Source organism: Alteromonas sp. WD8-37 (assembly GCF_055326825.1).
Map to the genome: position 1 here is coordinate 310,743 of NZ_JBUZOV010000003.1, position 19,030 is coordinate 329,772.

The 19,030-nt window shown below is 53.3% G+C and carries 17 protein-coding genes; 5 read left to right on the forward strand and 12 right to left on the reverse strand.

The genetic code is table 11. From position 1 onward, the window contains the following. Nucleotides 1-17: 17 nt before the first annotated feature. Complete coding sequence (locus tag ACTUJZ_RS10385) at nucleotides 18-1,733, forward strand: purine-cytosine permease family protein (protein WP_463636238.1); 1,716 nt, start codon at nucleotides 18-20, stop codon at nucleotides 1,731-1,733. 9 nt (nucleotides 1,734-1,742) lie between these two features. After that, the gene (locus ACTUJZ_RS10390; RefSeq protein WP_463636239.1) at nucleotides 1,743-3,263 is read left to right on the forward strand and encodes a mannitol dehydrogenase family protein; all 1,521 of its coding nucleotides are present in this window, start codon (nucleotides 1,743-1,745) and stop codon (nucleotides 3,261-3,263) included. An 85-nt stretch (nucleotides 3,264-3,348) separates the two neighbouring features. On the opposite strand, the gene ACTUJZ_RS10395 is transcribed toward ACTUJZ_RS10390, so the two are convergent. The 8 genes from ACTUJZ_RS10395 to rpe all read right to left on the reverse strand — a co-directional run bounded on the left by ACTUJZ_RS10395 (nucleotide 3,349) and on the right by rpe (nucleotide 11,839). After that, nucleotides 3,349-4,155 (reverse strand): 2-oxoadipate dioxygenase/decarboxylase family protein, encoded by an 807-nt coding sequence (locus tag ACTUJZ_RS10395; protein WP_463636240.1) that lies wholly within the window; start codon nucleotides 4,153-4,155, stop codon nucleotides 3,349-3,351. 13 nt (nucleotides 4,156-4,168) lie between these two features. Then, nucleotides 4,169-5,638: a succinylglutamate-semialdehyde dehydrogenase gene (gene astD, locus ACTUJZ_RS10400; RefSeq protein ID WP_463636241.1), complete on the reverse strand. Its 1,470-nt coding sequence runs from the start codon at nucleotides 5,636-5,638 to the stop codon at nucleotides 4,169-4,171. A gap of 15 nt (nucleotides 5,639-5,653) precedes the next feature. Next, entirely contained in the window at nucleotides 5,654-6,688 is a 1,035-nt protein-coding gene (gene astA, locus ACTUJZ_RS10405) for an arginine N-succinyltransferase (RefSeq protein WP_463636242.1), read from the reverse strand. Between the two features lie 16 nt (nucleotides 6,689-6,704). Beyond that, on the reverse strand, nucleotides 6,705-7,913 hold the full coding sequence (locus ACTUJZ_RS10410; protein ID WP_463636243.1) for an aspartate aminotransferase family protein: 1,209 nt from the start codon (nucleotides 7,911-7,913) through the stop codon (nucleotides 6,705-6,707). A gap of 295 nt (nucleotides 7,914-8,208) precedes the next feature. Next, complete coding sequence (locus ACTUJZ_RS10415) at nucleotides 8,209-9,369, reverse strand: HDOD domain-containing protein (protein WP_463636244.1); 1,161 nt, start codon at nucleotides 9,367-9,369, stop codon at nucleotides 8,209-8,211. A 139-nt stretch (nucleotides 9,370-9,508) separates the two neighbouring features. Beyond that, nucleotides 9,509-10,114: an anthranilate synthase component II gene (locus ACTUJZ_RS10420; protein ID WP_463636245.1), complete on the reverse strand. Its 606-nt coding sequence runs from the start codon at nucleotides 10,112-10,114 to the stop codon at nucleotides 9,509-9,511. Nucleotides 10,115-10,124: 10 nt separating this feature from the next. Beyond that, a complete protein-coding gene (gene trpS, locus ACTUJZ_RS10425) occupies nucleotides 10,125-11,132 on the reverse strand; it encodes a tryptophan--tRNA ligase (RefSeq protein ID WP_463636246.1) in 1,008 nt (335 codons plus the stop codon). 32 nt (nucleotides 11,133-11,164) lie between these two features. Then, a complete protein-coding gene (gene rpe / locus ACTUJZ_RS10430; RefSeq protein WP_463636247.1) occupies nucleotides 11,165-11,839 on the reverse strand; it encodes a ribulose-phosphate 3-epimerase in 675 nt (224 codons plus the stop codon). Nucleotides 11,840-12,223: 384 nt separating this feature from the next. On the opposite strand from rpe, the gene ACTUJZ_RS10435 reads away from it, so the two are divergent. The 3 genes from ACTUJZ_RS10435 (at nucleotide 12,224) to ACTUJZ_RS10445 (ending at nucleotide 13,770) form a co-directional block, all read left to right on the forward strand. Further along, nucleotides 12,224-12,946, forward strand: coding sequence for a TorF family putative porin (locus ACTUJZ_RS10435; RefSeq protein ID WP_463636248.1), 723 nt, complete (start codon nucleotides 12,224-12,226; stop codon nucleotides 12,944-12,946). 217 nt (nucleotides 12,947-13,163) lie between these two features. Next, nucleotides 13,164-13,430, forward strand: a complete 267-nt coding sequence (locus ACTUJZ_RS10440) for a hypothetical protein (RefSeq protein ID WP_463636249.1) — start codon at nucleotides 13,164-13,166, stop codon at nucleotides 13,428-13,430. Then, nucleotides 13,384-13,770, forward strand: a complete 387-nt coding sequence (locus ACTUJZ_RS10445) for a DUF2970 domain-containing protein (RefSeq protein WP_463636250.1) — start codon at nucleotides 13,384-13,386, stop codon at nucleotides 13,768-13,770. Before ACTUJZ_RS10440 ends, ACTUJZ_RS10445 begins: the two co-directional genes overlap by 47 nt. Before the next feature lie 9 nt (nucleotides 13,771-13,779). Here ACTUJZ_RS10445 and ACTUJZ_RS10450 read toward each other — a convergent pair whose 3' ends face one another. The 4 genes from ACTUJZ_RS10450 to aroB all read right to left on the reverse strand — a co-directional run bounded on the left by ACTUJZ_RS10450 (nucleotide 13,780) and on the right by aroB (nucleotide 19,027). After that, a complete protein-coding gene (locus tag ACTUJZ_RS10450; protein ID WP_463636251.1) occupies nucleotides 13,780-14,628 on the reverse strand; it encodes a Dam family site-specific DNA-(adenine-N6)-methyltransferase in 849 nt (282 codons plus the stop codon). A gap of 221 nt (nucleotides 14,629-14,849) precedes the next feature. Beyond that, complete coding sequence (locus tag ACTUJZ_RS10455) at nucleotides 14,850-16,301, reverse strand: sensor domain-containing diguanylate cyclase (RefSeq protein WP_463636252.1); 1,452 nt, start codon at nucleotides 16,299-16,301, stop codon at nucleotides 14,850-14,852. Between the two features lie 153 nt (nucleotides 16,302-16,454). Beyond that, a complete protein-coding gene (locus ACTUJZ_RS10460; protein WP_463636253.1) occupies nucleotides 16,455-17,933 on the reverse strand; it encodes an SPOR domain-containing protein in 1,479 nt (492 codons plus the stop codon). Between the two features lie 26 nt (nucleotides 17,934-17,959). Beyond that, nucleotides 17,960-19,027 (reverse strand): 3-dehydroquinate synthase, encoded by a 1,068-nt coding sequence (gene aroB / locus ACTUJZ_RS10465; RefSeq protein WP_463636254.1) that lies wholly within the window; start codon nucleotides 19,025-19,027, stop codon nucleotides 17,960-17,962. Between the last annotated feature and the right edge of the window lie 3 nt (nucleotides 19,028-19,030).

The following is a 19,030-nucleotide window of genomic DNA, read 5'->3' on the forward strand; positions in this document are numbered from 1 at the left end:
CGATAGGCAAAAGCATCATGAAAGCATCGGCAGAACCGGTTGATTTAAATAGTATCAGTGAAGAACAGCTTCCTGTGGCCAGGCATCGACTCAAAAGCTGGAAACATTTTCTTGGGTTGTATGCGGGCGAACACGTTGCCGCCACCGAATTTGTGTTTGGAGCAACTTTTGTCGCATTGGGCGCCAGTATGACGGACATCCTGGTCGGCTTACTGGTCGGCAATTTACTGGCGGTACTGAGCTGGACGCTGATCACCACGCCCATTGCGGTAGAAACCCGCATGAGCCTGTATACCTATTTGCAAAAGATTGCCGGGGACAGTATGACCCGGTTATATAACTGGGCCAATGTGATCATTTTCACTGTGATATCGGCTGCCATGATCACGGTGTCGGCCACAGCGGTACGTTTTGCCATCGGGATCCCGGCCCAATTGAATTGGTATCCAACCAGTTGGGCGTTTGTGGGTGTGGTATTAGCGGTTGGGTTGATTGTGGTTGTGGTGGCCATGTATGGCTTCAACGCTGTATCTGACTTTTCGCGTATATGCGCGCCCTGGCTATTCACCATGTTTTTAAGTGGGCCGTTAGTCTTGATGCCCGTACTGGCCGACACCGTGATAGGCACAACCGTGGTAAGTGGATGGGCCGACTTTATGCAAATTGGTAGTGCTTCGGTGTGGACCGGTACTTCGCTGGATGGCTCCCCGGGCATTGGCTTGTGGGAAGTGATTGGGTTTTCCTGGGCGGCCAACACCATCACCCACTTTGGGCTAATCGATATGGCGATTCTGCGCTATGCCAAGCGCAAGGTATATGGTTTGACTACGTCTGCCGGTATGCTGTTTGGCCACTATATTGCCTGGATCTCTGCCGGTATTATGGGCGCAGGCACAGCTGTGGTTGTGCAAAAATCTATCGGCCAGCTCGACCCCGGTGATGTGGCCTTTCATGCCTTAGGCCTGTCAGGGCTGGTCATTGTCATTGTGGCTGGTTGGACCACCGCTAATGCGAATCTGTATCGGGCAGGGCTGGCTGCTCAGGCTGTTTTTCCGCAATTTTCACGCAATCGTACGACATTGACGGTTGGATTGGTAACAGTGGCTATTGCCTGTTTCCCGTTTGTGTTTACCAAATTGCTGCCGCTGCTGACCTATGCTGGTCTGCTGGTTGTGCCGGTGGGAGCCATCGTCTTTGCCGAGCATATGCTGTTCCCGCGGATCGGCTTTTGCCGCTACTGGGCTCAATACAAAGGGTTAACCCACAGTGTCCCGGCGATTGCCAGTTGGGCTTTGGGGCTGGCCTTTGGCTTTACCCTTAATGCCCTCGATGTCATGTCGTTTTACTATCTGTTTATTCCTACCTGGTTGTTCACCATCGTGGTGTACACCACGATGGCAGCAGGCCATGGGGCAAATCAGGATTATCCCGAGCAGCGCGCCAGAATGGCTGCCTTTAACCAGCGGGTTGAAGATTATCAGCAACTGCAGGCCAGCCTCGAACCGGTGGCCCGGGATGACACCAGCTTGTTTTCCAGAAGCTTAGTCATCGTGGCGTGTCTGAGCCTGATACTGACCCTGCTCGCAGCCGCATTTACCTTTGTATTCAGTCCATCACTTAATGAGTATCACGTGCACCGGGACGGGTTCTATACCATCGCCTTTGGCTGCACGCTGCTTTATTTTTCTACCGCTTATTGGGCGATGCGTCGCCATAAAGCTTTATCCAGGTAAGAGGTTGCTATGTCTTTATCAATCAGCGCTAACACGCCCCCGCAGGCTATCAATCGCCGTAATCTGTACCAACTGCCGGCGCATATTCAGCTTCCGACTTATACAGCGCAAGAGACCACCACGGGTATTGTGCATATCGGTGTAGGGGGCTTTCATCGCGCACATCAGGCCATGTATACCGATGCACTGATGAATCGCAGCGACCAGAAAGCGTGGGGGATTTGTGGCATTGGTCTGCGCGAAGCAGACCGGTCAATGCAGAACGTACTGCAAAAGCAGGATCATTTATACACCTTGGTGGAACAGCCTGCTGAGGGGCAGCCGCAGGCAAGGATCATCGGGGCCATCACAGACTTTTTGCTGGCTACGGACAGTCCGGCCGCGGTGATTGAAAAGCTGGCAGAGCCCAATGTGAAGGTGGTGTCACTGACCATCACCGAGGGCGGCTATAACATGGACACCGCAACAGGTGAATTTATCTCCACCAATCCCGATGTGCAGCATGATCTGGCTAATCCGGACACGCCACGATTAGTGTTTGGCTATCTTTTGGCTGCTTTGCGGCGCCGGCGGGAACGTGCGCTGGCCCCCTTTACCCTGCTATCGTGTGACAACATTCAGCACAATGGTGATGTGTTAAAACACATGCTGTTGAGCTTTATTCGGTTGAGTGACGCCGAGATGGCCGAGTGGGTTGCGCACCATGTTAGCTTTCCCAACAGTATGGTGGATCGGATCACCCCTTCGACTACTGAGGCTGACCGTCAGGCTCTGCTGAATATGGGAGTAGAAGATAGCTGGCCGGTGGTGAGTGAACCATTTTGCCAGTGGATTATTGAGGACGATTTTGTCAACGGGCGGCCGGCCTGGGAGTTAGTGGGAGCGCAATTTGTGCCCTCTGTCGCGCCGTATGAAAAGTTAAAACTAAGGATGCTTAATGCCGGCCACTCGGTATTAGGCCTGTGCGGGGCACTGGCCGGTTTTTCGACCATCGATGCCAGTATCCAATCGGTGCCACTGCGCAATTTATTGTCAGCGTTTTTTCAACAGGAAGTGGTCCCCACCCTGGATCCGGTGGCAGGCATCAATGTTTCGGATTATCAGCGCACATTGGCAGAACGTTTTGCCAATCCAAATATCAAGGACTCGGTTACCCGCATTTGTGGCCAGAGCAGTGCTAAGATTCCGGTATTTTTGCTGCCTACGGTGGTAGAGAATCTGCAGGCGGGCCGTGCGATTAACATCAGTGCGCTGGTTATCGCCAGCTGGTGCTATTTGTGTGCTACCCAGCAGACGCAACACGGCCAGACGCTAGACATCGTGGATGACCAGGCCGCCCAGTTGCACGCGGCGGCGCACAGAAGCCCCACTGAGCCGTTAGCGTTCTTGTACCAAAAGGACATTTTTGGCGATTTGGTGCATCATGCTGAATTTAGCCTGGCTTTTGGCGAATATACCAATCGCCTCTTTGCAGGCGAATCTGTGCTGTCCCTTGCAGCCAGTTTGGGCCAAATCCAGCCTGTTCGGTAAACAGAGCCGGGCAAAAAAAAGCCCCGCACCGATATGTACCGGGCGGGGCTTTTTGTTTTAGCCAGTGGCTGATCCAACCAGAGGCTTACTTGGTGTTGGTGCTTTCAAAGATTTTATCGGCGGATGCTGCCACAAACCCTTGATAGTACTTGCCATCCGGCATTTTATAGCGCTGCGCAAATTCATAAAAACAGCTGGGGATCAGCTTGGACTCTGCTTCAAATTTGACGTAGGCATGGTCTGCCATCGTGGCCGACTGGGCCAGATACACCGACTCACCACCCTTGATTTCACCGCCTGAATTGTTCAGGGTGAAACCAGCATCTTTAAGCATCTGATTAACCTCAGCCAGTTCGCTGGCTTTTTTGAGGAAGTTCACGCTGACAGTGAAGTGGTTGGCGCGAAAGCCCCAGGCGGCTAGCCAGGCAGCGTATTCCGATTCTTCCAACAACATGTCGTATTCGGCTTTGGACAAGGTCCAGTGTTTGCCGGAATACAAAAAGTTGTCTTCCTGCACCGCATCGCTGTCCATCTGCTCAACCAGATGATGAATGATCTTTTGCGCTTTTTCAGATAAATCCTGCACCCGCAGTTCACTGATAAATACCTTGGGTTTGGTTTCATCCGGGTGCTCAAAATGCTTAGCATCCAGCTTTTTCGCCTCAAAGTCATACTGGCCTTTTTCTTCATAGCCTAACGCTAAAAAGTGGGCAGCCAGTTTGTCCAGCGATGTTTTGTCCAGATTGAAGGTCCGAAAGGCCACATGGTCATTCACAATCTGGTCATCATCTTCTTTGTCTGCCAGCAATTCGTGAATCTTGTACGCCGATGGCGTGATATTCACATAATCTTCCCACAGGTTGGCAAACAGAGTATCAACATCAGTATGCATAATTAACTCCCTCTTACATGGATAAGCCAGGGCTCAACTTGCCCGGCAAGGTGGCTTTTTCCAGTTCCACCGAGGCCACCGGGTAGGCGCAATAATCGGCTGCATAATAGGCACTGGCACGGTGATTACCGCTTTCGCCTACACCGCCAAAGGGTGCGGCACTGCTGGCACCGGTGATAGGGCGGTTCCAGTTGACGATGCCCGCGCGGATGCGCTCCAGAAAATACTGCCAGTCCTCGGCGCTATCCCCGATCAGGCCTGCTGATAAGCCATAGCTGGTATTATTTGCCTGTTCTATAGCTTGATCAAAATCGCTGTAACGGATCACTTTTAACAGCGGACCAAAATGTTCTTCATCTGCCATGCTGTCGGCAATGTCGGTCACATCAATGATGCCAGGAGTGGCAAAGCCTTTGTTGCTGTCTGGCTGTTCCAGCGCCAACAAGATCTTGGCACCTTGCTGCTCGAGCTCTTTTTGTGCTTCGACCATGTGCTTGGCGGCGGTGGCAGAAATCATCGCGCCCATAAACGGCTGGTCCTGCGCATCATAGTCATCCACTTTAATATTGCGGGTGACTTCAATCAGGCGCGCCAGGATCTGGTCACCCTGTTCCGTGGCTGGAATGAAAACCCGGCGGGCACAGGTACAGCGCTGGCCTGAAGTGATGTAGGCCGATTGTACGATATCGTGTACCGCGGCTTCGGTATCGGCCACATCGCGCACCAATAACGGGTTGTTACCGCCCATTTCCAGCGCCAGAATTTTACCCGGATGGCCGGCAAATTGTTCATGCAGCATTTTGCCCGTGCGTGAGCTGCCAGTGAAAAACAAGCCGTCGATACCTGCATGTGTGGCCAGCGCCTTGCCGGTTTCCACTTCACCCTGGACCAGGTTGATCACACCCGCTGGCAGACCAGCTTGTTCCCACAATTTCAGAGTTTCCTGCGCCACCATCGGGGTCAGGTCGCTGGGTTTGAAGATCACGGTATTGCCGGCCAGTAGCGCCGGAACAATATGCCCATTAGGCAGGTGGCCTGGGAAGTTGTACGGGCCAAATACCGCCACTACGCCATGCGGCTTGTGGCGAATGATGGCTTTACCCACCGGCATCGGATTTTCTACCGTGCCGGTACGCTCGTTGTAGGCGCGCTCGGAGATCCCGATCTTGCCGATCATGGCGCCCACCTCGGTTGCGGTTTCCCATTCTGGCTTACCGGTTTCTTTGGCGATAACCTTGGCCAGCGCTTCTTTATTTTGTTCCAGCAATTCGCCAAAGCGTTTGATGATGGCTAAGCGTGCATCTACAGACTTGCGCGCCCAGTCTGGAGCGGCCGCACGAGCGGCTTTAACCGCAGCGTCAACCTGGTTGGCAGACGCCGACTGGCCTTCCCAGATAACCGCGTTTTTGGCCGGATCCACAGACTTGATTGCATGACCTTGTCCGGCGACCCATTCACCATTGATAAAGTGTGTCGTTTGCATGGCGTTATCCTGTTGTTAGGTTCGAGAATGCACAGGTGCAAAGCGCACCTGCTCGCCGGCACTGATATTCAGTGCAGCAGCGGCCTGGCGGGATATCACCGCCACTTGTTTGTCATCGCTGACCACCATCTCGGTGGCCACAGCGCGAAAATCTGCCACCGAGGTATTGATAATGTAGTAGCTGCGGCCCTGGGCGGCGGTTTGATCGTCAATTACCACCGGCAGCTTACGGCTTTCCTGCGCGGTACGAATGTGGCTCAGGTTAGCCTCCACGGTTGGACCGGCATCAAAAATATCCACATAGCCACGGCAGCTAAAGCCTTCTTCTTGTAACAATTGCAGCGCCGGGCGGGTTTTATCATGGACCTGACCAATCACATCCTGGGCTTTTTGGCTCAGCAAATTGACATAAATTGGGTACTTGGGCATGAGCTCGGCAATAAACACCTTGTTACCAATCCCGGAAAGATAATCCGCAGTAGGAAAATCCATCGAGAAAAAATGCTCTTCCAGCCATTGCCAGAAGGGCGAGCGCCCTTCTTCATCACTGACTCCGCGCATCTCGGCAATGACGGTTTCTGAAAACCGCTCACGGTGCTCCATCATAAACAAAAAGCGGACTTTGGATAAAAACCGCCCATTAATGCCGCCGCGGGCACATTCGCGCAAAAACAGCGTGCAGATCTCTGTGACCCCGGTGTAGTCATTACAAAAGGTCAGAATATCCACAGTATTGTGGATATTCAGCTCGCGCGAAGCATGCACCACCTTGCCCAGATGATAATGATAAAACGCATCATCCAGGCCTACCGCCGCTTCGATGCCTGTGGTACCCACCACCTTGCCGGTCTGGGTGTCTTCCATTACAAACAAATACGACTCACAGCCAGGCTCCGTGACCTGGCTGTGAAAGCCTTCTTCGGCCTTGGCAATTTTGCTTTTCAGCAAACTTTCGTTGACCGGCAGAGAAGTAAAGCCAATGCCTGACTCCTCTGCAATGTCGTACAACGAAGCGTAGTCGCTTTGCCGGATTGGGCGAATAATATTCATGTTCGCTCTCTGCTGGTTACTTGGCGTTAACAACCGCAGCCACAGCCCGCTCAAAGCGCGCCAGACCTTCACGAATGTCTTCTTCAGGAATGATCAGAGATGGCGCGAAGCGGATGACATTCGCACCGGCTACCAGGCACATCAGATGCTCATTGGCTGAGGCGACCAGGAAATCACGGGCGCGGCCTTCGTATTCTTTAGTTAAAGCGCAGCCTAACAGCATGCCTTTACCACGCACTTCTTCAAACACATGGTATTTGTCGTTGATTTTACCCAGCAATTCGCGGAACAGCGCTTCTTTGGCTTCCACGCCTTTAAGCACTTCTGGCGTATTCACGATATCCAGAGCTTTTTCCGCCACCGCACAGGCCAGCGGGTTACCGCCGTAGGTGCTGCCATGGGTACCAGGTTTTAAGTGCTCAGCAATGGCTGCTGTGGTCAGCATGGCCCCGATTGGGAAGCCGCCGCCCAGTGATTTAGCAGTGGTCAGAATATCCGGCATTACGCCCAGGCCCATGTAGGCATACAGATGACCGGTACGGCCAACACCAGACTGCACTTCATCAAAAATCAGCAGTGCATTATGTTTATCACACAGCTCGCGCACGCCTTTAACAAAATCCGGATCCGGCTCAATGATGCCGCCTTCGCCTTGCAGCGGTTCCATCATCACCGCACAGGTGGTGTCTGAAATCAGCTTTTCAAAGGCTTCTAAGTTATTGTATTCACAATGATCGACCGCGCCTGGCTTTGGCCCAAAGCCGTCAGAGTAGGCTGCTTGTCCGCCCACCGTTACGGTGAAAAATGTCCGGCCGTGGAAGCCTTTGTTAAACGCGATGATTTGGTTTTTCTGCTCACCAAACTTATCCAGCGCCCAGCGACGTGCCAGTTTCAGGGCTGCTTCGTTGGCTTCGGCGCCTGAGTTGGCGAAGTACACCCGATCGGCAAAAGTGGCGTCGGTCAGTTTTTTGGCCAAACGCAGCGCTGGCTCATTGGTAAAAACATTGCTTAGATGCCACAACTTGCTGCCTTGTTCCTGCAACGCTTTGACCAGTTCAGGATGACAGTGACCCAGAACATTTACCGCAATACCACCGGCAAAATCGACGTATTCGGTACCATCCTGATCCCAGACGCGTGACCCTTCACCCTTGACTGGCACCATGCCGGCTGGGTTGTAGTTGGGCACCATTACTTCATCAAATGTGGCACGAGTTACATTCATAGGTCATTACCTCTGTATTGGGCATCCTGAGCCTTGCAAGCACGCAAAGTGGACGCAATAAGACAATAAATTGGCTTAATAGTATGCCATTAATATACGTATTTGTCTTGCCCCTGCTCCCCTGAAGCCCTTATTTTTCAAGGCTTTTGGCTTATTTTGCAGGAAAAGTGAATAACTATTTAGGTATCGTTGTTTACAACTGATTTACGCAAGGGGCTGGTCATCGGATGACCATGCCGCCGGCAACGGCACCGGCAGGGTGAGGCATGCTGCTGCATGAATATCCAAAAAATATTTAATCTGTGAGATCGGCGCTTAGCGGCAGGGTAAAAATATCCACGGCTTTAAGAGCATCCAGCGACCCACTGGGAAAGGCCAGCGGGCGTAAAGTCGCTTTGACTTCGTCGGTGGTAATCAAACGCTGCGAGTACAGCATGCGCACCTTACTGTATTCGCGGGCGCGGATCAGAATATCGTAGTAGGGGATTTCTTCGTCCGGCTGACCGGTGACCAGCCCGCGCAGGGCCGGGCGGATCGGCACCCGCTGTAAGGCCAGATGATCAAATATATCGGCACTCATTGAATCGGCAAATTTTTCCTGCATAGCAATCAGATAACTGGCCGACGGGCGAATTTTTAATAATCCATCATGCAAATCGCGTTCACGCTTGCGTTGGGCATCCTCAAGCAGTTTGCGGTGAGTGCCCTCAAACAGTTTGAAGTACAAGCGCGCCACCAGGCAGCGACCCATATTACTGAGCATGCCCATCACATATGCCGGATACGGTTTTTGTTGCCAGAAGGTAGCCAGGGTGCGTGCGCTTAAGGACGTACCGGTGGCGTACTGGCTAAACTTGACCTTGATCTGCGGGTAGGGGTCGGTGATCTGCGGCATCACGCGTTTAATTAATAACGACGGCAGTAATAAGCGCAGATTATCAATGCCTAAAAAGCTTAAGGCAGTGCGCAGATTTTCCACCACAATGATGCGGCCTTTTGAATCCCGGCGCCGAAAAGTGGGAGAGTTCACCACTTTGATCAGCTCATCATACAGCCATGGTGAGCCAGCCACCCAGGGCTCCAATTTGGAGATGGTGGCAGCGCGGGTCCCCAGACAATCCAGGATCTGTGACTGATCATCCACCTGGCCCACCGTATGGTCAAACAAGCTGGTGATATCTTCTGCCTGCTGTTCCAGGGCGGTCAGAATATGGCTGTGCAGCTGCTGACTGACCCGCTCTAAAAAAGACGCTTCAGACTCGGCCTCCAGGCGCTTGTTTTCAATCGCGACCTTTTCCACATGCAACAGCAAGCGCCGGGCATTATTTTGTTCCGACTCTTCAAACGTCACTTCGCCGGGACTGCGCCGGCCCACCATTGCTGCCACGCGCTGCGGGCACACCAGCAAGTTGTCGAAGCGCTCATTTATGGTTGGCAGATTGTCGCAGGTGGTCATGAATACAGCATTCCTGGATATGAGGGTGGCGTGGCATCTGTTACGCATGCCGGGTTCGCGTTCGCGAAACTGCCGGTTCAGACTCAGTGCAGCCCTCGGGCCATCCTGCGCCGTTAAAAGATCCTTAGATTATATAGTTTTATGCATAAACAGCAGTGCGGTCAAGTGCTGCAGCCTGAACAAAATGGTTAAGCAGGGTGTGACCGTGCTCGGTAAGCAGGGATTCGGGATGAAACTGGATCCCCCACACCGGCAGGCGGGTGTGGGATACCGCCATGATTTCGCGCTGGCCATCGGGTGTCTCACACCATGCATCGACGCGTAATTCTGCCGGCAATGAGGCAGGTTCGATTACCAAAGAATGATAACGGGTGGCCTGAAACGGGCTGGGCAGGCCGGCAAACAGCCCTTGTTGCTGGTGTATCACCGGTGACACCTTGCCATGACGTATGGCGCGGGCCCGGGTGATAGTGCCACCAAAAGCCTGGCCGATGGCCTGATGCCCCAGACAGACTCCTAATAACGGTATATTGCCGGCGGCATGCCGGATCGCCGCCAGGCTGATGCCGGCTTCATTGGGACTGCAGGGACCGGGCGAGATCACCAGCTTAGACGGCTGGCGCGCGGCAATATCGGCCACGGTAAGCTGGTCATTGCGCACCACCTCGACCTGTTCACCCAGCTCAACAAAATAGCGGGCCAAATTATGGGTGAACGAGTCGTAATTATCGATCAGCAACAGCACAACACATCCTCTAGGGGCGGCGAATAAAGCCTACTGTGTCATACACCTGCTGCAGGGTCTGACTGGCGCGGGCCGAGGCTTTTTCGGCGCCATCACGCATCACGCTATCCAGATACGCGCGATCTTCACGCAATTCGTGGAATTTTGCCTGAATGGGTTCCACCAGTGCCACCACGGCATCGGCCACATCGCCTTTTAAGTGACCATACATCTTATCGGTATACTCGGGCACCAGCGCATCGATGCTGCGGCAGGTGGCCAGTGACAACAGGGTCAGCAGGTTCGACACACCGGGCTTTTCCTGCGGGTCAAAGAAAATACGCGCCTGTTCGTCAGAGTCAGTCACCGCACGTTTAATCTTTTTGGTGATTTTTTTGGGTTCTTCCAGCAGGCCGATAAAGTTATTCGGATTAGCATCAGATTTTGACATCTTGCGCTCTGGCTCCTGCAGACTCATGATGCGCGCGCCAAACTCTGGAATAAAAGGGTCAGGCAGCGTAAATACATCGCTGTACAGATTATTAAAGCGCGTGGCGATGTCGCGGGTTAGTTCCAAATGCTGTTTTTGGTCTTCGCCCACCGGCACCTTGTCTGCCTGGTACAGTAAGATGTCGGCTGCCTGTAACACCGGATAGGCATACAAGCCCACATTGATATTGTTGATGTTGTTGGCCGACTTATCCTTAAACTGAGTCATGCGGTTAAGCTCGCCCATCTGGGCATAGCAGTTAAGGACCCACGACAGCTGTGCATGTTCGGGCACCTGCGACTGCACAAACAAGGTACTCTTGTTGGGGTCGATACCACAAGCCAGGTACAGCGCCAGTCCGTCCAGGCAGGCTTCGGTGAGTTGCTTGGGATCCTGGCGCACAGTGATGGCATGCAGGTCCACCAACATATACAAGCAGTCAAAATCATCCTGCATTGAAACCCACTGTTTAAGTGCGCCCATATAATTGCCAATGGTTAACTGACCAGAAGGCTGGCAGCCGCTCAATACAATCGGTTTCTTACTCATGATATCTACCTGAAACATTCAACAAAAAATACTTAGCGGGACACCCGGGCAAGCTCATCGCGCATCTGACCAATCACCGTGGCGTAATCGTCGGTGTTAAAGATGGCCGAACCGGCCACAAACATGTCGGCACCGGCTTCAGCCACCGCCCGAATGTTATCCACTTTTACGCCACCGTCAATTTCAATTCGGATATTTTTGCCGCTTTGGTCCACCCGCTGTCTGACTTCGCGCAGTTTAGCATAGGTTGTGTCAAGAAACTGCTGGCCACCAAAGCCAGGGTTGACCGACATGATCAGAATATGGTGCAGCTTGTCCATCACATAATCCAGATAATGCAGCGGCGTGGCCGGATTAAACACCAGGCCAGGCTGGCAGCCGGCATCAATAATGGCCTGAATCGAGCGATCCACATGTTCAGACGCTTCCGGGTGAAAGCTGATATAGCTGGCCCCGGCATCGGCAAATTTAGCAATCAAATCGTCCACCGGTTTGACCATCAGATGCACATCAATGGGCGCCGTCACGCCATAATCGCGCAGCGCCTGACACACCATGGGGCCAATGGTCAGGTTAGGTACATAATGGTTGTCCATAACATCAAAGTGCACCACATCGGCACCGGCGGCCAGTACCGCATCCACCTCTTCGCCCAGCCGGGCAAAGTCGGCAGACAAAATCGAAGGAGCAATCAGATAGGGCTGCATAAAAATCCTTAAATAAATGGTCACAGGCGGGCTCTATCCTACCGGCTTGCATCGAGTCAGACCAGCATCATCCTGCCACGTAGCTTGGCGGATTTTGTTCGTCAGTGCATATTTATGCGAATGCTAAGTGGCGGTAATGCTGCGCTTTTTTTGTGCAACGTACTTTTTTGTGCGTCCTGATGGTGCATAATCTGGGATTCACGCCTATATTTTATTTTGCTTATATAGTCGTCGCATAAATTCTTATTCATTGTAATCAGGTAGTTATGCATTAATTTAGGAGCGAAACAGGCGTTGGGCCGATGCCGGGCACCCGTTTTGCGTTAAGTGGATAACAGCGAAAAAACTCAGCGATTATCTACTTAACGTTTATGGAGAGCACACATGAAATACCCTCTTGTCGCCACACTTTGCGCTATTACTGCCGCCTCTTTCAGCACGAAAACCCTTGCCGGCGAAGCCACTGCTGATGTGAATGTCACCAACAACTATATCTGGCGCGGACTCACTCAGACCACTAATGAACCAGCAGTGCAGGGTTGTCTGGAATATACTGATGAAAGCGGCTTTTATGTTGGTACCTGGGCTTCTAACGTGCAGTATGCCGCTGATGATGTGTACTCATATGAGCATGATATCTATGCCGGTTACAGTGGCCAGATAAATGATTTTAGTTATGATATTGGCTATCTGTATTACAACTATGATTCGGCTGCCGAATTTGACTTTGCCGAAGTGTACGCCATGGTTGGCTATCAAAATTTTAGCGCCAGTCTGTTTGTACTGGCCAATACCGAAGCCGATGAAGCGCCAGGCCAGGATTTTGGTTTTGGCAAAGCCACTTATGTGTCACTGGATTACGCGGTTGAAATTCTTAACGGTACCGAGTTGGGGCTGCACGTGGGCAACCATCAGGGTGATTTTGCCGAAGCGTTTAACGGACTCACGGAAAGTTATAATGACTGGGCGGTGTCTTTAGCTAAAAACGGATTCAAATTTGCCGTAACAGGTACCGATATGGATAGCGATGAACCTGCTGCTGGCGGCGCGTACGACAATGATGAAATCAAGTTTGTGGTGTCTTACGGGGTAGAATTTCAACTGTAATTCTGTTGCGATGAGCCCGGGCTGATTCAACATGAATCGCCCGGTAACTGGCTTGTGTCAGCTCGTTAAGCATAAAAAACCCTACCTCGTAGGCTTTCTGATCTAACGATCAGCTTGTTCTGTGGTCAGTTTTGCCTATAATAAGGTTAAAATTTAGCCGGTGGCAGTTCCGATGACATCCCCGATATTCACAGCGAACAGAGTAAGAAAAGCAGGTGTGCTTAGTGCAGCCCTGGCCGGGCTCTGGATGCTGGTCGCTGTCAGCCCGGCGCCGTCATCGTCGCTCGGCTGCTTACCTGATGCGCAGGTGGCCACGCCAGCTACCCCGGTTTCTGATCCAACAGCCTCATGTGATCAGGCTGTAAGCTGGCAAACCTGGGTATTTGGGCAGCCTCGTTCTATGCAATTTCACTTTTATGATTTACTTGAGCTGCTGTATGGCGGTGAGTCCGACAGCCGCTGGTCGTCGGGCCATGGCCAGTAAAGAGCCTTCAGCAGGTAAAGAGCCTTCAGCGCGTAGAAAGCCCTCAGCGGATCTAGAGCCCTCAGCGGATCTAGAGCCTTCAGCGCGTAGGAAGCCCTCAGCGGATCAAGAACCTTTAGCGGGTAAAGAACCCTCAGAAAATAACCCCCCTTCAGCACAACCACACTGGTGGTCTGTTACCGTCAGTGTACTGGCTGCCGCCATTGGCGTGCAAAGCCAACACAATTATCGCCGTGACTTTGCCTCTGCAACGCCACTGCCATTTATCCTGTTGGGTGTGATCTTCACGGTGATCCTGGTGGCGAGCTTATTGCTACTGGTGCGCAGTATTGCTCACTAACTGACTTTTTCAGGCCAGTGTGACCTTGGCCAGCTCGGGGGGAGAAAAATACGCCAATACTTCTGCCGCGGGTTTGCGCAAATCGCCTTTTTGACTGATGGAGCGCTTCACCGACAAACTGGAAATGGCTGCGCCTTTGTACAACTGGCGAATGGCCGGCAAATCATGATTGGAGATCAACACCGGAATGCCGCGCTTAGTGGATGTACGCTGGGCCAGGCTGGCCAGCTTGGTTTGCGCATCCATGCCAAAGCCACGCGCGGCATAACTGGTAAAGGCCGCGGTTTTGCTGATGGGGGCGTAGGGCGGATCGCAATAAATCACATTCCCTTTGCGGGCGCGCGAAAATATCTTTTCAAAGGGCAGGCAGGTGAAGGTGGCACGCTGGGCTTTTTCAGCAAACACAAACATTTCATGGGCCGGAAAATACGGCTTTTTGTACCGCCCGAATGGTACATTGAAGCGCCCGCCGAGACTGTAGCGACACAAGCCGTTGTAGCCGTGACGGTTCAGATAAACAAACAACACTGCCCGATAATAGGGATCTTCGGTGTGGTTAAACTCTTCGCGCAGTGCGTAATAGGCGGTTTCCTGATTGTACTGGGCTGCAAAAAAACGCTGACTATCATGCACCAAAGCATCTGGCTGCGCTTTAAGCAGATTGTACAGATTGATCAGGTCCGGGTTGATGTCGTTGAGCAGGTAACGTTTGTAGTCAGTATTTAAAAATACCGAACCGGCGCCGACAAACGGTTCAATCAGTTTGTTGGCTTGCGGTAATTTCGCATTGATGTGCTCTACCAGACTGTATTTGCCCCCGGCCCACTTCAAAAAGGCCCGGTTTTTCTTTTGCATCATGCTGATTGATTACTACCTACACGCTGTCACCGTGCCCGGGTGGGACGGCTATCTCGAAATGCTCGTTATTATATGGAAGGTGTAGCGCTAAAAAGTCAGACCAAGCAGACCAACACATTACCCAGTTAGCAGCAGATTGTAGCCGTCATCCGCTATGGCGACAACCAGCAAACACGAAGCATTTTTTGCAGACGCGCTACAATGCGCCCTGCCAGCGAAGATTAATGTGCCTGCGACACCTTACTGCGCAGAATCTGGGCGTTGGATGAGATCTTTTTTTCCAGTTCATCGCGGCTGGCATGCCAAGATTGGGTGGGGCGCTGCACACAATTGCGCCCCGCTTTTTTGGCCCCGTACAAGGCAGCATCGGCAATGCTGACCAGCTCCACCGCATCCTGCGCCTGACTGGGCACCAGACAGGCAACCCCAAAGCTGGCAGTGACCGACAACATGGTGCCGTCATCCAACACTATGGGCGAATAGGCGATGGTTTTACGCACATGTTCTGCCAGTTCGCTGGCATCGCTTTCGGTGGTGTTGGGCAGCAAAATCGCAAATTCTTCGCCACCATAGCGCGCGGCAAGATCGGTGTGACGCAAAATATTGCGTTGCAGGCATTTGGCCACATGCTTTAAGCAAAGATCCCCAACCAGGTGACCGTGGGTGTCATTGAATTTTTTGAAGTGGTCAATGTCCAGTAAAATCAGGCTGACCGGTGTGCGTTCACGCATGCCGCGCTTAATTTCGGTGGTCATGCGTTCATCGAGCTCGCGCCGGTTAGCCAGCCCGGACAGCTCATCCATGGTGGCCATACGTTTTAAGGTCTGATTTTGCTTAACCACTTTATGTTGTAGCTGAATATTTTCGATAAGCAGGGCGATCACCACCGCACACGAAGACACCGTATTGAGAATGCGTGCGGCATACCAGCCGTAGCTAAATCGTGAGCCTGAATAAATGATTACGATCGCTTCGCACAGTGCCGCTAGCATGGCCAGGGCCAGCCAGGAATAGATGGCATTTTCAAATTTACCCTTGACCACCACGATGGTCAGTGCCAGGGCACAGCAAAACATCACAATGGGGCCATATACCAGTGACAGCGCATCAGAAAAATCGCGACCGTCAGAAATCAGGTTGGGTAGCGTGACCCAGGAGAATAAAGTGGCAGCCAGCAAGGCACCAATCACAATGACCTCGGTGCCAAATAAGCCAGCGCTCCAGCGCAAAGTGCGCGGGGTAACAATCGGGTTGCTGCCATCCACCAGCATGGCCACACAAATCAATACCGGAAAGCCAATATGCCAGGCCAGCCACAACCAGGCTGCATCGCCGTTGGAGGCGGTCACCAGCGAAAACTGATTCAGGCTATCGGCCAGCAGGGCCACCTGAAACGGGGCTAACAGCGCCACCCATAAATAGGCCATGCCCAGGATGGCAAAAGTCAGAAAACCGGTGCGACGGTAATGGGTAAACAACAAGATGGCGGAGATAAATTCCAGGATAAACACGGCGGTGCCATAGGCGCCTAAAAAGCCGATGGAGGGCACACTGGGAGTCTGGCCCACAGCCAGTGACCAGCCAGCACCCGCCAGCACCGCGGTGGCAAGCGCAGCCAAAATACAATACTGGAACGTATCAGGTTTGGTGGTTAACTGTGAATATTTCTGCATCTACATAATCTGGCTAATACTGGGATGACTCCCTTTATCCCAACCATGGCGCGTCGGGGCGCAGGTTCCGGTAAATCAGTTTGTACTTATACATGTGCCTGAGAGGCTTTGATCATGTTTGCAGGTGCAAAAAAAGTAGCAGGGTGATGTGGACTACGGTGTGGCTGGGCTGGTAGGTGCCCGCTCTAACTCGCCCAGTACGGCCTGTCCGGATTTAACAAAGGCCTGATCTTTACCCGGAAAATCGGGCACCAGCGCCAGCGCCTGGCGGGCACTGGTCAGCGAATCGAAGGGTTGTTTAAACAACAGTACAAACCAGTCGCCGCCATAGCGTTGGGTCTGATAGACCCAGACCTGGTTGCCCAGCTGATGGTCCTGCACAAACTGCCGCAATAACGCTAAATCCTTGAGGCCGGCCAGCTGAATGACAAAATCCTGCGCGGTCAACAACTCAGCCAGTTGCTGGTTGTCTGTGGTTGCCGGTGCAGCTGGCTTAGCAGGAGCAGACTGAGGGGTGGCGGCAGCCAGGCTGCGCTGACGCGCCGCGCGTTCGGCGGTCAGCTGGCGGGCCATGGCCACATCTATCTGGGGGCGGGCCGTGGGCTCTTGAGCTGGTGCATTGGTGGTAACAGTCAGTGTGCCAGGGGAATCGGCCTTAGCCTGGCGCTCCTGCCTGTTCAGATTATCTAACGCCGCCTGCCAGCTGGTAATGCGCGCATCACCCGCCGCGCTATCGGTGTCGGTATCCGTAGCCGGTACTTCGGGTGACGCCTTGGCAGGGGCCGGTGTTTCAGGCTGTTGTGTATCAGTCTGCATCGATGGGCTGTGCTTGCCAGGCGCTGCTGCAGGACTGTTCACCAACTCCTGATACGCCGAGCCAGGTGGCGGCGCGTTGTCGGCTGGCGGCAAAGCGGTGTCCAGTGGGGCAAATAACTGGCTGATTTGTGGACCATACTGCCAGCCCACCAGGCCAGCAAAACAGCCGACAAACACCAGAACCAGCAGGGTCAGTACCCAGGGGGAACGTAACCGGTTGACCGGCCGACTGGCAGCACCGGCGGCGCGCTCATCCAGGCGGGCCTGAAAGGCCTGGCGGCGCTGATTAATCAGCGTGTCTAAATCCGAGCCCACCTGCTGGGCCATCACCGACTGGCTGCTGATGAGCACCGGTGTCTGGCTATTGTTGGCCGGCAGCCAGGTTTTGGCCCGGCTAGCCCAGCCAGAATGGCCGAACAGCAGCACATTGACATGCTGCTTGTGGGCACTTTGCCGGCACGTTAGCACCAGCTCCCACAATTCCTGTAACAAGGCGTCAGGCAGATGTTCAGCCTGGGTGATGGTAATAAGCACCGGCCCGGCATGTTGCTGTAACCCGGCTAACAGCTGCGGCAATGACTGCACATAACTGCCCACCTGCTGGCCTAATAGCTGGCGACACAGCTGGCGCCGATAATCGGTCAGCTCCAGCCCGGTTTGCGCGGTCAGATAGGCAATCTCTGTGTCATCAGGCTGATTAAACACAAAGGCTTCGAGGGTTTTTTGCTGATGTGACACCGAGTCGCCACTGATAAAAATCAGTTGTGACGAATAGTGAACCAGATATTCGAGCCGTTCATGCAGGGGGGAGTGCATGGTCCATCCTTTGGCAGCCTACTGGCTTAGCTGAGCACGGTGTGCAGGATATCGTCGGTAACCTCAGCAGTGACCACCGCTGCACCGATGGTGGTGGGCAGCACAAACCTAATTTGCCCGGCTGCGACTTTTTTATCCCGGCGCATGTGTTTGACATAGTCTTCGACCGCCATATCGGTGGGACCAGAAACGGGCAGGTTAAATTTTTTCAGCAGGCTGCTGACCCGCTCTACCTCGGGGCGACCAAGCCAGCCTAATTCCGCCGCGGTCTGGCAGGCCTGCACCATGCCTGCCGCCACGGCTTCACCGTGCAGCCAGTTACCATAACCCTGTTCGGCCTCGATAGCGTGGCCAAAGGTATGGCCTAAATTAAGAATGGCGCGGATGCCGCCCTCGCGTTCATCCTGGGCGACCACCTCGGCTTTAATTTCACAGCAACGCTGAATGAGGGCGGCCAGGACGCTCGGCTCCAGAGCATTAAGGGCACTGTGCTCTTGTTCCAGGCGGGCAAAAAACGCTGCGTCATAAATAATGCCGTATTTGATCACTTCGGCCATGCCGGCGGCAAATTCACGGGGCGGCAGGGTGGCCAGGGTGTCGACATCAATGGCCACCAGCACCGGCTGATAAAATGCGCCGATCATGTTTTTGCCCAGTGGGTGGTTGACCGCCGTTTTGCCCCCCACCGATGAGTCGACCTGTGCCAGCAGGGTGGTAGGCACCTGAATAAAGGGCACGCCACGCTGAAACGTACTGGCCACAAACCCACACAGATCGCCAATCACCCCGCCACCTAAGGCAATCAGGGTGGTATCGCGGCTGGCATTAAGCTCCAGCAACCGGGTCATGATGTGCTCATACTGGGCCAGCGATTTGTATTGCTCGCCATCCGGGATGCTGATGGTGTCGATTTGCTTGTCACCACAGGCACGGCGCACAGTTTCTAAATACAGCGGGGCCACTGTGTTGTTGGTGATGATCACCGCCCGCGGGCCTTTGATAAACGGCACAAAAAAGCCAGCCTGTTGCAGCAGGCCGGCTTTAATGTGGATAGGATAACTACGCTCGTTTAACTCAACGGTTAACTGCGTCATGAG

What these genes read in the sequence shown, in the direction of transcription:
- ACTUJZ_RS10385 (WP_463636238.1), top strand. Translation starts at nt 18, where the DNA reads ATGAAAGCATCGGCAGAACCGGTTGATTTAAATAGTATCAGTGAAGAA.
- ACTUJZ_RS10390 (WP_463636239.1), top strand. Translation starts at nt 1,743, where the DNA reads ATGTCTTTATCAATCAGCGCTAACACGCCCCCGCAGGCTATCAATCGC.
- ACTUJZ_RS10395 (WP_463636240.1), bottom strand. Translation starts at nt 4,155, where the DNA reads ATGCATACTGATGTTGATACTCTGTTTGCCAACCTGTGGGAAGATTAT.
- astD (WP_463636241.1), bottom strand. Translation starts at nt 5,638, where the DNA reads ATGCAAACGACACACTTTATCAATGGTGAATGGGTCGCCGGACAAGGT.
- astA (WP_463636242.1), bottom strand. Translation starts at nt 6,688, where the DNA reads ATGAATATTATTCGCCCAATCCGGCAAAGCGACTACGCTTCGTTGTAC.
- ACTUJZ_RS10410 (WP_463636243.1), bottom strand. Translation starts at nt 7,913, where the DNA reads ATGAATGTAACTCGTGCCACATTTGATGAAGTAATGGTGCCCAACTAC.
- ACTUJZ_RS10415 (WP_463636244.1), bottom strand. Translation starts at nt 9,369, where the DNA reads ATGACCACCTGCGACAATCTGCCAACCATAAATGAGCGCTTCGACAAC.
- trpS (WP_463636246.1), bottom strand. Translation starts at nt 11,132, where the DNA reads ATGAGTAAGAAACCGATTGTATTGAGCGGCTGCCAGCCTTCTGGTCAG.
- rpe (WP_463636247.1), bottom strand. Translation starts at nt 11,839, where the DNA reads ATGCAGCCCTATCTGATTGCTCCTTCGATTTTGTCTGCCGACTTTGCC.
- ACTUJZ_RS10435 (WP_463636248.1), top strand. Translation starts at nt 12,224, where the DNA reads ATGAAATACCCTCTTGTCGCCACACTTTGCGCTATTACTGCCGCCTCT.
- ACTUJZ_RS10445 (WP_463636250.1), top strand. Translation starts at nt 13,384, where the DNA reads ATGGCGGTGAGTCCGACAGCCGCTGGTCGTCGGGCCATGGCCAGTAAA.
- ACTUJZ_RS10450 (WP_463636251.1), bottom strand. Translation starts at nt 14,628, where the DNA reads ATGATGCAAAAGAAAAACCGGGCCTTTTTGAAGTGGGCCGGGGGCAAA.
- ACTUJZ_RS10455 (WP_463636252.1), bottom strand. Translation starts at nt 16,301, where the DNA reads ATGCAGAAATATTCACAGTTAACCACCAAACCTGATACGTTCCAGTAT.
- ACTUJZ_RS10460 (WP_463636253.1), bottom strand. Translation starts at nt 17,933, where the DNA reads ATGCACTCCCCCCTGCATGAACGGCTCGAATATCTGGTTCACTATTCG.
- aroB (WP_463636254.1), bottom strand. Translation starts at nt 19,027, where the DNA reads ATGACGCAGTTAACCGTTGAGTTAAACGAGCGTAGTTATCCTATCCAC.